Source organism: Bradymonas sediminis (assembly GCF_003258315.1).
GTDB classification, from domain to species: Bacteria; Myxococcota_A; Bradymonadia; order Bradymonadales; family Bradymonadaceae; genus Bradymonas; species Bradymonas sediminis.
The window spans coordinates 4175905-4191556 of sequence record NZ_CP030032.1; the positions used below are offsets into that span (position 1 = coordinate 4175905).

Below are 15652 nucleotides of genomic sequence, written 5' to 3' on the forward strand. Positions count from 1 at the left end.
CGTGGGATGGGGAGTCCGGTGTTTTGCTCGCAGGCGGCGAAGAGGCGATCGTTCATGGCCACAAATTGGCAGTCCGAAAATTTGGCGGAACAAAAGAACAGAGCCGAATTGCGCTTTTTTTGCCGCGCATGCAGCACCCTTTGCGCCGAGGAAGACGCGCGCTGCGGGGATTGCCGGCAAGCGCGACCCGCCGCAGGCTGGACGCCGCTCGAGCAGGCCTTCGACCCGTTCCTGGGGCGGGTGCTCCAGGAGCGCTATTTAATTGATAAGATCGAGGGGCGCGGCGCCGCATCCACGGTCTACCGGGCCAGGTCTCTGAGCGTCCCCAAGCGCTTCGCCATAAAGATGGTACGCCTGGCCTATTCTGATCCCGCGAAGGCCCTCGAGGCGCGCACCCGCCTGGAGCGCGAAGTGCGCGCGGTCGGGATGCTGCGAAGCCCGCATATCGTGCGCGTATACGAGATGCTCGAGGTCGACCCGCAGTGGATCGCCGTGGTGATGGAGCATATTGACGGGCAAACGGTCGAGGCGCGCATCAAGGAGCGCGGGCCGATGGAGCTGGCCGAGGCGTGTCGCTTGCTGCTTCAGGTGGCCAATGGATTGTGTGAGGCGCACCAAAACGGCATGGTCCACCGCGATATCAAGCCGGCCAACTTGATGCTGGAGCGACTGCCCGACGGCAGCGACTTCACCTATTTGCTCGACTTCGGCGTGGTGCGCCTGCGCGGCGAGACCGGGATGACCCAGGGCTTTCTGGGCACGCCGCTTTTTGCCAGCCCCGAGCAGGCCCGCGAGGAGATCATCGACCCCACCCGCTCGCTGCTGTGTGACGAGCCCGAGGAGGGCATCGACGCGCGAAGCGATATCTATAGCCTCGGCGCGACCTTCTATTATATGCTCACCGGTCGTGCCCCGTTTGCGCACGCAGACACCGTGCGTCTTCTGCAAGCGCACCTGCAAACGCCGGCGCCTACGCTGGCCCAGGGCTGCCCCGGGCGAAGTTTCCCCGCGGCGGTCGAGAAACTCGTCGCCAGCATGCTGGCAAAATCGCGCGAGGACCGGCCTGCCAATATTTTCCGGGTCATCGACGCATTGCAGGCCCTTGAGGCCGAGCGCCACTCGCCGGCCAGCGGGTCGAACCTTCTCGACCCCATCACCCAGGCCTTCGAGAGCGCCGAGGAGAACACGGCGCAGACCGAGATTCACGACAAGAGGTCCTTTAAGAGGGCGTCTTCGCGGCCGTTCCACGACAGCGGAAATATGCTCGGGCTCTCGTCAGCCTCGCAGGCCCACCCGCACTCGATCATCCCGAACGAGCGCTCGCGCCACCAGACCAAACCCGGCGGCGAGCAGCGCCCGCAGACCAACCCGCGCACGCCGCTGTCGACCACGCTTGAGCGACTCGAGCAGCGCACGGTCAACGGGCAGCAATTCGCGCGAAATATTCGCACCAGCGGCGTCGGAAGCGCCGGGCATATTGGCTTTGCCGACTCGCATAACGAGGTCTGGACCCTAAGCCAGACCCAACTTACGCCGCGCTGCACCCCGGCCAGCCGGGTGTGCGCGCTGACGACCTCGGATCGCGACGTCTTTGTGGGCCTGATGAATGGGTCCGTCCACCGAGTGCTCCCCAATAGCCGCGATCTCGAACAGCTTCTGCCGACGCCCGATGACGCCGCAGGCGGGCCGATCGATGCGCTGAGCAGCACGCCCAGCGGGCATCTGCTGCTGGCCGCGACCGCCGATGGCGCCCTCTTTATCGGAGAACGCACCACCCCGGACGGTTACGCCTGGAGCTCCCATAGGGCCACGCAACCCATCGACGCGCTGGCTGTGAGTCCTCAGGGCTCTCTCTTCGCCGCCGCCTCGCCCGACCACCGCGTGCGCATCGCCGCCCCGACGTCGCCGCGCACCGTGCTGACCCAATTTCACACCGGCGCGGGCGTCGTGGATATGGCGTTTTCGACCGGCGGAGATCTCCTGGCCGTGCTCCTCGAGAGCGCCGACCAGCTCACCGCGCGCGTCCAGGTCTTTCAGGTGCTGCACGCCCGAAAGATCTCCGAGTTCACCCTCAACGCCCCGCTGCCCAGAAACCTCTATTTCTCGGCCCACGATATGCTCCACGGCGTCTGCGCCGCCTACGGGCGCGTTGGCTCCTGGAACCTGATGAGCACCAAGAGCCCGCAGCGCCAGCCAACCCACCCCGAAGCACGATAGTCTTTCGGCAGGTCGACACGCCCCGCCTCCCCCGCCCGCATCCGCGATCCTTGTGCTCACGCCCCGCCGATACTATGAAAGGGCCGCCGATGGGTGCGCGAATTTGCGTGAACGCACCGCATCTTATTCTACCGTTTATCCGACGGTCTGCTGAGACCGTCCTTATTTGCTCCGCCAGCCCCGAGATTTCCCAGTGAGCCCAGCTTCTACCACCGAACTTTCGCCCAAAAAACTCAAGCGCGAAGTCGCCCGGCGCCGCACCTTTGCCATCATCTCGCATCCCGACGCGGGTAAGACGACGCTCACCGAGAAGCTGCTGCTCTACGGCGGGGCGTTGCACCTGGCCGGCAGCGTGAAGTCGCGCCGCGCGGCCAAGCACGCGGTCAGTGACTGGATGGAGATGGAGCAGCAGCGCGGCATCTCGATCACCTCGAGCGTGTTGCAATTCGAGTATAAGAAGCATTTCATCAATCTTCTGGACACCCCGGGGCATGCCGACTTCTCCGAGGATACCTACCGCACCCTGGCCGCCGCCGACAGCGCGGTCATGCTCGTGGACGTCGCCAAGGGCGTGGAGCCGCAGACCATCAAGCTCTTTAAGGTCTGCAGCATGCGCAAGATGCCGGTGTTCACCTTCGTCAATAAGATGGACCGCTACGGGCGCCAGCCGCTGGAGATCATCGAGGAGATCGAGACGGTCCTGGGCATCGGGGTGGTGCCGATCAACTGGCCGATCGGCATGGGAAAAGACTTCAAGGGCGTCTACGACCGCATGACCAAAGAGGTCATCCTCTTTGACTCCGAGGGCACCCACGGCGAGGCGATCGTCGACGCCAAGACGATCCAAATCGAGGACCCCAAGCTGGCCACCATCCTGGGCGACAAGGGCTACGCCAAGCTCTTGGAAGAGATCGAGCTTTTAGAGATCGCAGGCGAACCCTTCGACCTGGAAAAGGTGCGCAACGGCGAGCAGTCGCCGATGTTCTTCGGCAGCGCGATGACCAACTTCGGGTTGGCTCCCTTTCTGAAATATTTCGTCGAGATGGCGCCCTCCCCCGAGGACGTCAAGAACCCGCCGGTGTCGCCCACGCGCCCGGACTTCTCCGGATTTATCTTCAAAATCCAGGCGAATATGAACCCGAGCCACCGCGACCGCATCGCGTTTATGCGCATCACCTCGGGGCGCTACACCCGCGATATGCAGGCGCACCTGCTGCGCGAGAATCGCACGATGAAGCTGGGCTACCCGCAGCAATTTATGGCCAGCGAGCGCGAGCTGGTCGAAGAGGCCTACGCCGGCGATATCCTCGGGCTTTATGACCCGGGTTATTTCAAGATCGGCGACTCCCTATCGACCGGCGATCCGGTCGAAGCCCGCGAGATCCCGCGCTTTAGCCCGGAGCATTTCGCCGTGGTCGAGCTCAAAGATCCGCTGCGCCGAAAGCAGCTCGACAAGGGCCTCAACCAGCTCAGCGAAGAGGGCGCCATTCAGGTCTTCCGCCAGCCGCATGTGGGCAACCAGACCATCGTCGGGGCGGTCGGTATCCTGCAATTTGAGGTGCTTAAACATCGCCTGGAGCACGAATATAACGTCAAAGTGCTGCTGCGCACCCTCGGGTTCAAGCACGCGCGCTGGATCGGCGGGGAGTTCGACGAGGCCAAATTCGAGCGCCAAGACTACACGATGGTCCTCAAAGATCGCGAAGATTTGCCCATTCTCCTACTCCGAAACGATTGGGCGCTTAACTTCGTGCGCAATAACGAGCCGGGCATCAAATTATTGACCAACCCGCCGGGCACCCCGGGGCTTGAAGAGCTTCACGGAAAGGGCTGGGGTTTCTGATAAATTTGCGCCTCGGCCGGTGCTCTGTTAGCTATACGCCGGTCAAGTATAGGTTCAAAAATTCAATGCGATTGGAGATGACGATGGTGCCGAGCAAACAGTTCTTATATTCGGGGATGTCCCTCCTCCTGGCCCTGAGCCTGGCCGCCAGCGGTTGCGCCGAAGCCGACGTCGCGGTGGACGAGGACGCCCAGAGCACCAACAACGTCCCCTCCAATAACCAGCCGGACACCGGCCGGGTCGACGTGCCCACGCCGGCGCCCGTGGCGAGCATCGAGGCCACGCCGTCGACCGGCATCGCGCCGCTTCAGGTGGCGTTTTCGGCGCAGGTCAGCTCGGGCTCGGGCGCCTATGATTATGCCTGGGACTTCGGGGACTCACAGACCTCCGACGCCAAGAGCCCGTCGCACCTCTACGAGACCCCGGGCACCTTCGAGGCCACGCTGGTGGTGACCGACCGGGCGACCTCCAAGATCAGCAACACGGCCAAAGCCAGCATCCGCGTGGGCGACTACGACTCCCCGCTGGTGTCGGCCAGCGCCTCGCCCAGCCGCGGCGCGGCGCCGTTGAGCGTGTCGTTTACGACCACGACCACCGGCGGCAGCACGCCCTATTCCTATGTGTGGAATTTCGGCGACGGCACGCCCGCCTCGAGCGCGCAGGCGCCCTCCCACGAATACACCACCCCGGGCACCTACACCGCCACGGTCACGGTGACCGACGCCAACGGCAAGACCGACAGCGACCAGGTCGAGGTCGAAGTTGAAACGACCGCGATTTTCCGCGTCGAATTAACCGCGAACCACACCAGCGGCCTGGCGCCGCTGAGCGTCACCTTCGCCAGCCAGATCCAGGGCGGCGAATCCCCCTATACCTACGCCTGGGATTTCGGCGACGGCGCGACCTCGACGACCTCATTGCCCTCGCATACCTTTAATACGCCCGGCTCCTATAATGTTGAGCTGACCCTCACCGACGCCAACGGCGCGGTGGCAACCAACACCGTTTCGATCGAAGTCCAGGCGCCCGACGCGCTGATCGTGAACCCGTCGGCGAGCCCCGACCACGGCATCGCGCCGCTTACGGTGCAATTTCAGGGGGACGCCTCCGGCGGCAGCGGCACCCTCGAGTATCAATGGAATTTCGGCGACGGCCAAACCTCGACCGAGAAGAACCCGCGCCATATCTACGTGTCAGCCGGCTCCTACACCGCCTCATTGGTCGTCACCGACGCCCTGGGCACCACCGCCAACGGCTCGGTGAACATCGAAGCCGGCAGCGACCTGGTGCCGTCGGCGAGCGCGTCGGCCTCGCCGCAAAACGGCGTCGCCCCGCTCACCGTCGAGTTATTCGGCAACGCCACCGGCGGTGACGCCCCGCTGAGCTATAAGTGGACCTTTGGCGACGGCACGCCCAGCGTGACCACCCGAAACGCCAACCACACCTACGCCAACCCGGGCAGCTATACGGCCACCTTCCTGGTCACCGACGCCGACGGCGACACCAACTCCGCCACGGTCACCATCAACGTGCGCGATAACCTCACCCCGTCGATCAGCGCCAACGCCACGCCCACCAGCGGCCACGCGCCGCTCGACGTCGCGTTCAGCGCCCTGGCGGTCAGCGGCGACGCGCCCTATTCCTATCAGTGGACCTTCGGCGACGGCAGCGGCACCAGCAGCCGCCAGAACCCCTCGCATCAATACACCTCCGCCGGCTCGTATACCGCGACGGTCACCGTGACCGACGCCGACGGCGACACCGCCAGCGACACCGTCCAGATTTCGGTCTCCAGCAACTCCGTGCCCGCGGTCAGCGCGACGGTCGACAGTGACACCGGCGTCGCCCCGCACACCGTGCAGTTCAGCGCGACCGGCAGCGGCGGCGACGGCACGCTTAGCTATGAATGGATCTTCGGCGACTCCACCCCCAACGCGAGCGGGGCGGTCGTGTCGCACACCTATACGACCACCGGAAATTACGAGGCCGAGGTGATCGTCACCGACGCCGACGGCGACACCGCCAGCGCGACTGTCCCGGTGCTCGTCACCGCCGGCTCGCCAGACCTCGCCGTCGAGAGCTTCACCGCGACCCCCAACGGGCGCTCGCTCACCTATACGATCGACATCAAAAACCGCGGCGCGGTCGACTCCACCGCTCCCTTCTATATCACCTTCTATCACGACCGCGCCTCGGCGCCGGATTTCGACAGTGCGATCGACGGCGTGGGCATCGTCGATGGTGGCGACCCCACGATTTCCGCCGGCGAGACCATCCGGGTGACCATCACCTTCGACGACCTGCCCGCGGACACCCAGGACGCGTATGTCTGGATCGACTATCTTGAAGACGTCGCCGACCTTGACCGCAGCAATAATATCTCCGGACCGGTCAACTATACGATCGACGCGGTGATGATTAACGAGTTTATGTACGACTCGCCCCAGACCGACGAAAAGACGTTTATCGAACTTCGGGGCACCCCCGGAAAAGATATGACGGGCTATAAGCTCGTCTCCATCAACGGCAATGGCGGCGCAGAGATCGCGACCTTTACCTTCCCGCAGGGAACCACGATTCCCGCCGACGGATTCCTGGTCATCGGCGACGGATTGGGCACCAACGAGGACATCGTGGACCCCTTCGCGGACCTGCAAAACGGGCCGGATAACCTGGTCTTGCGCGACCCCAGCGACGTCGAAATCGACGCCGTGGGATACGGCTTCTTCAACGGCTCCGAGGTCTTCGTGGGTCAGGGGCAGCCGACCTACGAGGCCAAAGAGGGTTATTCGCTGGGGCGCGATGGCTGGAAGTCGACCGGTGACAACCGCACCGACTTTGTCACCTGGCGCATCCCCACGCCCGGCGCGCCCAACGAACTGCCGCTGACAAATAACGCGGATACCTGCGCGGACGCGTTCCTCTTCTCGGAGGGACACCGCCACGGCATCTTCTCCATCAAGGGCAACCTCGCCGACGGCGCGAGCAATAGCTTCACCTCGCTGGCGCAAACGGGCGCCGGGGTGTGTGAGGCGACCGGCGACACCTTCGGCGGGCGCGACCAGATCTACCAATTTACCGTTCCCTCGGGCAAAACCGGGACGGTGAAGGTTTCCTTCGAAGACCACAGCATGCAGGACCTCGACCTCATCCTCACCGGCGCGCCGTGCAACTCGCTGGACACCGGTTTCGAGGCTTGCGTCGAGACCGCCGAGACCAGCGGCGTCACCGAAGCAACGTACACGCTGAGTTCCGGCGACTATTATCTGGTCGTCCTGGAGGACTCGGTCACCCCGTCAAACTCGACCTCCCTATCCTACTCGATTCGCGTCGAGATGAATTTCTAATCGCGCGAAGGCTCATCATCGGGCGGGGCGGTCGCGCACTAAGCACATTTATTGCGCGCGACCGCCCCGCCCTTTTTTGTTTCCAAACCGCATCTTGAACCCGCTCAAACCCGCGTGCTAGCGTGGCCTTTGTTTGGCGAATTGCCCACGCGGCTTGTGCTCCAGCATCGCTGCATTGAAGATATATTTATGACCGACGGAACAGACGTGACTCAATCAACCTCTTATTTGCTCAAAAACGCGACCATCGTCACGATGAACTCCGACTACGATGTCGTGTACGGCGACGTGCATATTAAAGACGAGAAGATCGTCGACATCGTGGCGCATACCGCCCCCAACCGCGACGAGTTGGCCGCGCGCACGATTGAGCAGGGCGCGACGGTGGTCGACGTCGCCGGCCAGGCGCTGATCCCCGGGTTTGTCCAGACCCATATCCACCTGTGCCAGACGCTGATGCGCAACGGCGCCGACGATATGGTGCTGATCGACTGGCTCAAGACGCGCATCTGGCCCTACGAGGCCTCGCTTAATTACGAAGAGCTCAAGGCGAGCGCCGAGCTCGGGCTGGCCGAGCTGATCCTGGGCGGCACCACCGCCCTGCTCGACATGGGCACCGTCAGCCACACCGACGCGGTGGCCGAGGCCGTCGCCGAGAGCGGCATCCGCGGGTTTATCGGCAAGTGCATGATGGATTACGGCGACGAGGTGCCCAAAGCGTTGCTCGAAAATACCCAGGAGAGCCTGCGCGAGAGCCTGGCGCTCGCCGAGCGCTGGGACGGCGCGGCCAACGGACGCATCCGCTACGCCTTTGCCCCGCGTTTCGCGGTCTCATGCACGCGTGAGCTGCTCGAGAGCGTGGTCGAGGCGGCCAACGACCTCGATCTTTTCATCCACACCCACGCCTCCGAGACGACCTTCGAGAACGCGTTCACCCAGGAGAAATACGGCCTGGATAATATCGCGTTTTTGGAAGCCATCGGCATGACCCGCCCCAAGAGCGTCTTCGCCCACGCGGTGCACGTCACCGACCATGAGTGTGAGGTCCTCGCGCGCACCAAGACCGCCATTTCGCATTGCCCGTCGAGCAATCTCAAACTCGCCAGCGGCATCGCGAATATGCCGCGCTACGACAAGTTCGGGGTGCAGGTGTCGCTCGGCGCGGACGGCGCGCCCTGCAATAATAACCTGGACGCGTTCGTCGAAATGCGCCTGGCCGCGCTGATCCAGAAGCCCATTCACGGCCCGCAGGCCATGCCCGCGCGACGTGTGCTCGAGCTCGCGACCCTCGACGGCGCGCGCACCCTGGGCATCGACGATGAAGTCGGCAGCGTCGAGGTCGGTAAATTCGCCGATCTCGTGGTCGTCGACCTCGACTCGGACCCGGGCTGCGGCCCCGCCGGCGACGTGTACTCACGCATCGTCTACTCCGCGCACAGCTCCAACGTGCGCCATGTCTTTGCCTCCGGGCGCCACCTGGTGCGCAACGGTGAGCTGCAGAACGCCGACCTGGGCAAGGTCCTTGATAACGCGCGTGTCGCCCAAAAAGACGTCGTAGAGCGCATGCTCACCCTCTAAACCCTCCAGGCGCCCCGTCCCGGGGCGCTTTCCAACGCGCAGCAGGCCTGCTGAAACTTTATTTATCGTCATACGGGCAACTAATTATTGGTGTCTGCTTAAAATCAGCCACCAATAAATAATTTGACACCCGCTTTGACCCGGCGATCCAACCTCCATAGTCTCAAAATCGTGGTGGACGTAGCGCCCAGTATCCACCACCTCTGCAGAAGTAGTACCTCATCGTAGAGTTTTTGGGGTGGGATTTGGCGGGTGCCAATTCCGACGAGACAGGTGCATGGCGCACTGTCTCCCTAAGGGTCCGGAGGTTTCGCGTACGCTTGCGAAGACCATCCGTCCGATCTGTGACTGTTAAACTCAAGGACAGAGGACGACGTTATGACAGAAATTGGCTCCGTGAAATGGTTCAACAACGCTAAAGGCTATGGCTTCATCCGGATGGACGATATCGACGAGGATATCTTCGTTCACTATAGCTCCATCCTGGAAGATGGCTTCAAAACGCTTAAGGCCGACGAAGAGGTTGAGTTCGTGCTTGAGCAAGGGCCCAAGGGACTGCACGCGGCTGCGGTCGAACGAGTCGGACTCGCGCGCTAATCGCGGGTGACATCGGGCGAAAGCCCGGCGGTTGCAGGCCCCCAGCATGGGCGCCTGCAACCGCCGTCTCATTTATTAGCCAACCTCGGCACCTCGTAGCATGCCTTCACGCTTAGGATTTAATCTCCCATGGAATCTCGTTTTCCCAACTTCTTCAACTCCCGGACCGAGTCCTCGCTCCCATTGCCCCAATCGTTGCCCCCTGGCGGCGAACTCACGGCGCTATATCAGCATATGCTGCGCCAGAACCAACTCGTGAGCGCGTCGTGTCAGCAATGCCAGCACACCCATTTCCCGCCGAAATCACGCTGCCCTCGTTGCCACGCCTATACACTGGAACCCGTGCGTTTGAGCGGGCGCGGCCAATTGCACTCCGCCGATATCTCTTCGAACCCGGAAGAGCTCTCGCTGGGGCATATCTTACTTGAAGAGGGATTCTGGGTACGCGCGCTGCTCGTCGGTGCTTTTGAGAACGACGCCCAACTCACCCACTCGATCCAGGCAAAGCCGGTCGACGTCGTCTCCCACGTCTTATGTACCCAGGGCGTGTCAATTCTGGCCTTTAAACCTGCCCCGAACACACTTTTCCACGTATAAGATAACGCCAGCGCAACAATACCCTAAAAAACCAGTAGGGATTGTGTGACAATTTCAATACCGGCGGGAATCTTTCCCGCCGATTGGATGTTTGCATAGGTGACACGGCGTCCCAGGGACGCTATTTACGTCGTCCCATTTTCAATCTGCTGTTTATTAAACCCCAACCATGTGGAGAAAATATGTCTCTTAAATTAGGCGAAAAAGCCCCCCGTTTTAAAGCAATGACGACCCACGGAGAGCTCGACTTTTACGATTGGGCAGGCGACTCCTGGGTTCTCCTTTTCTCGCATCCGGCCGACTTCACGCCGGTTTGCACCACCGAGATGGGCACCGTTGCTCGGTATAAAGACGAATGGGAGAAGCGCGGGGTTAAAGCGATCGGCATCTCGGTCGACCCGGTCGATGACCACCATGAGTGGATCAAAGACATCGAAGAGACCCAGAAGACCGACGTCTACTACCCCATCGTCGCCGACGAAGACCGTAAAGTCGCCGAGCTCTACGGCATGATTCATCCCGAGGCCCTCGCCACCGCGACTGTGCGCTCGGTATTCATCATCGACCCGAACAAGAAGATCCGCATGACGCTGACCTATCCGGCATCCACCGGCCGTAACTTCCCGGAATTGCTGCGCGTCATCGACTCGCTCCAGCTCACCGACAGCAATAGCGTGGCGACGCCGGCCGACTGGAAGATGGGCGACCGCGTCATCATCTCCCCCTCGATCACGGACAAAGCCGAGCTCGACGAGAAATTCCCGCAGGGCTACGAGGTCGTCAAACCCTATCTCCGCTATACGCAACTGCCGGAGAAATCCTGAATCTAGCGCCTGATTTGCCCTCAGGGGCAACTTAAGGAAAAGAAAGAGCGGGCGATGCCAACTGGCATCGCCCGCTCTTTTTCTGTCCGATCGAAGCGCGCTTAGCCTCGCTTATATACCGCGATCTGTCCGTCCGCGTTGCCGATAATGACATAATTCCCGGCGCGCTTCACGGTCGCGATCGGCGCTCCGGACTCAATGGTCTGAAAGGGACGGGTATAGGCGCGCGCATAAATATGAACGCAGCCGTCCGTCCCGGCGCTGACCGGCTCGCCCATGGTGCTGACGGCGACCGCGCGCACCGCTCCCTGGTGCGCCATCAACTCCAACGTCGCCTCGCCCTTCTCCTCGCGCGTCCAAACCCGACCGCCCTCGCTCCCCCAGATCAGATTGCCGCAACGCGCAGCCATCGCCAGAATCTTCGCGTCGGCCTGGGCCAGGTCGATCTGAGCGCCCGCGCGATTCCATCGCTTGACGAACCCGTCGTGGCCGGCGCTCAGGACCGATTGCTCGGCGAAGAGCACCGCGCTGACAGCCGAATCATGGGCATCAAGCGATCGCAGCAGGGGCGCGTTATCGACGCCCCAGACCCGCACCTGGCCGTCGACGCTACCGCTTAACAAAGCCTTCTCGTCGGGCGAGAACGCGAGACTTGTGAGCCCGGAGGAGTGCGCGTGGCGCCGGGCATGGCGCAGCACCCCGGCGCTCCCCAGCGTCTTCTGCGGCAGCACCCACCCGTGCAAAACGCCGGCGTCGTCCCCGGCGTAAATAAGGGTCGCGCCCGCCGCAAATACCACCACGTTCAGCTTTGCATCGGCGACCTCGAAGCGATGCTTCTCCTCGCCGTCGAACTTCCAGATCACGACGCGCCCGTCGGCCCCACAGCTCGCGATTAGCTTGCGCTTGGTGTCCAGCGCGAGGCTCGTTAATTGACGATGCGGCGATTCGAACTCGCAGGCCAACTCATAGTGCTGGGTCGGCGCGACGCTGCGGGCGATAATCGCCATGCCCGGCGCCGACGGGGTCCAGCGGCGCTCCCAGATATCTTTAAAATCGGTGTCTATCAGCTCGACGCCCTCCGACTCCGGCGCCAGCCCCGCATCGCGAAGGTCGGGAATCTCGAGAAGCCCGCTGCCGCCGCCCTGGCCCGCGCTGAGCCGATGCGCGTCCGGGCCAAATAACTTCCCGGCGCGCAGCTTCGCGAACGCGCTGCCAAGCTGCATCTTCGGCTCCTGCTCGTCGGTCTCGGGCAACAGGACCATGCGCGTGGGGGTCTCGAATTCCTCGCTGAGTCCAACTCTGCGCGGAGCAGTCTCCTCATCAAGCCCCACCCGTTGCTGAGCCGGGCTATCGGCAAACTCCGGCGCCCGGGCGACCGCGGGCATCGCCTGCGTCTCGGGCATCACGGGCGCGCTATCGCGCGGCCCGATGGGAATCGCGCGAGTGGCCGTGCCGCTGCGATCGCCAAACGCATTCCCGGCGGGCTTCGGCGCATCTTCGCCCACCACCTGCGCAGGCTCACTGGTCTGCACCACTTCCGGCGCAGCCTGATTCAGCGCCTCACCAAACTCCTCAAAAACATCGCTCTGCAGGTCGAACCCAATCGCGGGGAGCACCTGCGTCTCTGGAGTTGTCTCGGCTTCGGCCTGCGAGCCAATCGAGCCCAGGTAGATCGGCGTCGTCTCCGCCACCTTCTTCTTCGACTCGGCCGGACTCGCCGGGGCCTGAACCGCCGGAAGTTCGGCGCTCAACCGTGCCTTCAACCTCGAACTAAGCGAATTCGCCGCCCGATTTCGGGAAGGAGTCGTCTTCGTCGCGTGCTCCCGATCTCGCGCCGCGACTTCGTCGATCGCCACGCTCTGCATCTTAACCGTCTCAAAAGAAACCGCCGGCGCGCCATCGTCATCTTGCGCAGGCTCCGGCGCCTCCACCGCCAAGCTCGCGCTCGACGAGACCATTCCAAGCCCCAGATCGGCGGGGATATCATCGAAGAACTCGGCCAGCGCGGCGTGCGCCTCGCCGCCTTCCTCCTCTGCCTCAGCCAACGCCTGGCTGAGGTCGACCCTGATATCCTGCGCATCCTCCTGGACATCCTCCTGGGCCTCGCTCTCCTGGCGCAACGCGTCCTCGAAGACCGGCTCGGGCTCCTCGGGCGTTGCGCCGGCCGCCGCTGACGGCTCGGCGAATATTTCCTCGGCGACCGACTCTTCCTCGAGCTCCTCGCCGAAGGCATCCGCCGGCTCCTGGGCCCCAAACGCGTCGAAGGCGTCCGGAAAACTCGAGCCGTCGGAGACTTCGGAAAACCCGCCCGAAAACTCGCTGCTCAGCCCGGCCTCCGAATATCCGTTGAGCCCAAGCGCCTCCTCGGCGAAATACCCGCCGATCGGGTTTCCCTCGAGGCGCTCAAGGCGGCGCAGGTCCGCGCTGCCCCACACCGCCGCGCTATAATCGCTCGACACGCTGATGATGCGCGTTGCCTCCGGAGCGTGGATATTCAAGAGCCAGTCCGAGTGCGCCTTCGCCGACGCCTCCACCGTCCCCTCGCGCCAATTCCACCGATTAATATACCCGTCGTAGCCCCCCGAGATCAGCGCGTCCGAGCCAGCGGCGAAGTGCACCGTCGAGACATAATCGCGGTGCGCGCTAAGCGACGCGCGCCGACTGAGCCCGGCCGGCTCGAAGATCCCCACCGAGTTATCCCAACTCGCCGTGGCGATCGCCGAGTCATCGGGGCTCCAGGCGAGGTCGACGATCCACCCATAATGCTCAATCACGCTGCCGAGCAGCGGGTGCTCCACCCCGGCGCCCACCTTCCACAGGTTCAGGTCGTGGTCCATGCCGCCGCTGGCGAGGCGATCGCCCGCGTGGGAAAACCCCAGGCATAGCGGCCATGCCTCGCTTCCGCTGAGTTCCTGAGTCACGCGCAACCGGCGGCTCGTGCCATCCTGCGGCGCCTCAAACTCCCGGGCATCCCATAATTTAATCAAGCGGTCGCGCCCGGCCGAGGCCAGGGCGGTGCCACCCGGAGAAAACGCCAGCGCGGTGATCTCGCTTTGATGCGCGCCCGACGCGCAGGCGACCTCCGGCTGAGCCTCAGCCCGCGGGAGCAACATCAGCAGCGTCCCCGACTTTGTGCCCACCGCGATCCGGAAATCCTCGCGCCCATACCCGCCGTGGACTTCGGTCATGCAGGGTTTTAGCGGCAGACGAAACTCCCAGAGCAACTCCACCCGCTCCAGCAGATGCCCGTGCGCGTCAGCGATGCGCCAGGCGACAAAATCCCCGCTCTCATGCACGCTCAAGAGCACCGTGGGCGCAAGAAAGACCAGCCCGGTCATCCCCGGGGTCGGCGTCGAGATCGTGAGCGCGGGCGTTCGTCGCGGGCGTTTTGTGCGCGCAGATGCGCTGACTTGCGTCGACAGATCTTCAACGGGCGCGAGTTCCCAGACACCAATGCTCTGGGAACCGATTGCCAGCGCGAATCGATCCGTTTGCGGATCGTGGCCATATTGGACGCGATTCAACATTCGAGAGTAGCCCTTCAAGCGTCGGTATTTTCATGCAAAATTTCTACTTTCAATTCTACGCCATGACCTGCGATTGTCCAAGCTCAGTTCGCAGCGAGCGCGGCTGCTCGAAATACGCTCAACGCGCCAAAAAATTGCAGACGCGGATTTTTCGCCCATGATATGCTAACTTCTCGCCCGCGGCGCGAATTCGCGCTCGCGCAGGGATGCGTTTTTCCTAAATCCGAACCGACCCAGGGGCTCCCATGCGAGTCAAGCAAGCACGCCGCCAGTCGCGGCCTACCATCGTTGTCGTCCTGACCATCGTCGCGTTGCTCGCGGCTGCGTGGATTTTCTTTGGAAATTCCGCAGACAAGACCATGCGCGCCGCGGGATCGACCGCCGTCGTCGCGCCGATCGCCCCGCTGCGACTCGTCTCGGCGATGGGCGGAGACCGCTCGCCCGAGGACACGCCCCCGAACACGGCCGAAGCCATCGCGATCACCGACGCCGAGCTCGAAGTCGCCGTCGCCAGCAAGCTCAAAGAAATGAAGCTGCCGGCCGACACCGTCACCATCGACGTCAAAGACCGCGAGGCCAACCTCACCGGGCGCGTGGCAGACCCGCTGTTGCGCGACGCCATCGAGATCACCGTGCGCTCGGTCCCGGGCGTGCGCACCGTGAGCAACCGCCTTGAAGTGCTCAACGCCGCCGTCGAACAAGCCCCCTGAGCCCCACTCCCCGATTGACCGCCTCGACATCCGCTGCTAAGAGTCGCCGCCGCAACGCAGCAGGAAACCGGTGTGACACCGGTGCTGCCCCCGCAACTGTAAGCGGCGACGAACCCGACAGATAACCACTGATTTTCGCCTTCATTCGAAACCCTCCTCTGGAGGCCAAGATTGGGAAGGTGTCGGGCGAGGACAAACCGCGAGCCAGGATATTGCGCGTTGCCACATAGCCTTTTGCTGGGCGAATCGACGCGATGAACGCGTCCTCCATTCGCCGGGCGATTTCCACTTCGGGTCGGAAGTGAGCTGGCGTATGGTCGGAAAACGCGTCTTTTGTCGCACCCGCGCGGCTTGCAAAAGCCTCGTCCACGCTCGAAATCAGATGTCGCGCGCGCTCCCTCCATCACTCCTC

At 63.1% G+C, this 15652-nt stretch carries 9 protein-coding genes and 1 riboswitch; of the genes, 8 read left to right on the top strand and 1 reads right to left on the bottom strand.

From position 1 onward, the window contains the following. Positions 1-108: 108 nt before the first annotated feature. The 7 genes from DN745_RS15705 (at position 109) to DN745_RS15735 (ending at position 11003) form a co-directional block, all read left to right on the top strand. Entirely contained in the window at positions 109-2217 is a 2109-nt protein-coding gene (locus tag DN745_RS15705) for a WD40 repeat domain-containing serine/threonine protein kinase (protein ID WP_162687721.1), read from the top strand. A 193-nt stretch (positions 2218-2410) separates the two neighbouring features. Further along, entirely contained in the window at positions 2411-4060 is a 1650-nt protein-coding gene (locus tag DN745_RS15710; protein WP_111336270.1) for a peptide chain release factor 3, read from the top strand. 83 nt (positions 4061-4143) lie between these two features. Then, positions 4144-7407: a lamin tail domain-containing protein gene (locus tag DN745_RS19775; protein WP_162687722.1), complete on the top strand. Its 3264-nt coding sequence runs from the start codon at positions 4144-4146 to the stop codon at positions 7405-7407. A gap of 189 nt (positions 7408-7596) precedes the next feature. After that, a complete protein-coding gene (locus tag DN745_RS15720) occupies positions 7597-8985 on the top strand; it encodes a 5'-deoxyadenosine deaminase (protein ID WP_111337762.1) in 1389 nt (462 codons plus the stop codon). A 378-nt stretch (positions 8986-9363) separates the two neighbouring features. Beyond that, complete coding sequence (locus DN745_RS15725; protein ID WP_111336273.1) at positions 9364-9582, top strand: cold shock domain-containing protein; 219 nt, start codon at positions 9364-9366, stop codon at positions 9580-9582. A 129-nt stretch (positions 9583-9711) separates the two neighbouring features. After that, entirely contained in the window at positions 9712-10179 is a 468-nt protein-coding gene (locus DN745_RS15730) for a Zn-ribbon domain-containing OB-fold protein (RefSeq protein ID WP_111336275.1), read from the top strand. Positions 10180-10361: 182 nt separating this feature from the next. Beyond that, the gene (locus DN745_RS15735) at positions 10362-11003 is read left to right on the top strand and encodes a peroxiredoxin (protein WP_111336276.1); all 642 of its coding nucleotides are present in this window, start codon (positions 10362-10364) and stop codon (positions 11001-11003) included. Positions 11004-11104: 101 nt separating this feature from the next. Here the strand turns inward: DN745_RS15735 and DN745_RS15740 are convergent, their stop codons facing one another. Next, positions 11105-14530, bottom strand: coding sequence for a WD40 repeat domain-containing protein (locus DN745_RS15740; RefSeq protein ID WP_111336278.1), 3426 nt, complete (start codon positions 14528-14530; stop codon positions 11105-11107). Between the two features lie 245 nt (positions 14531-14775). On the opposite strand from DN745_RS15740, the gene DN745_RS15745 reads away from it, so the two are divergent. Then, a complete protein-coding gene (locus DN745_RS15745; RefSeq protein WP_111336279.1) occupies positions 14776-15240 on the top strand; it encodes a BON domain-containing protein in 465 nt (154 codons plus the stop codon). Between the two features lie 22 nt (positions 15241-15262). Further along, a riboswitch (cobalamin riboswitch) is annotated at positions 15263-15475 on the top strand. Positions 15476-15652 lie beyond the last annotated feature (177 nt).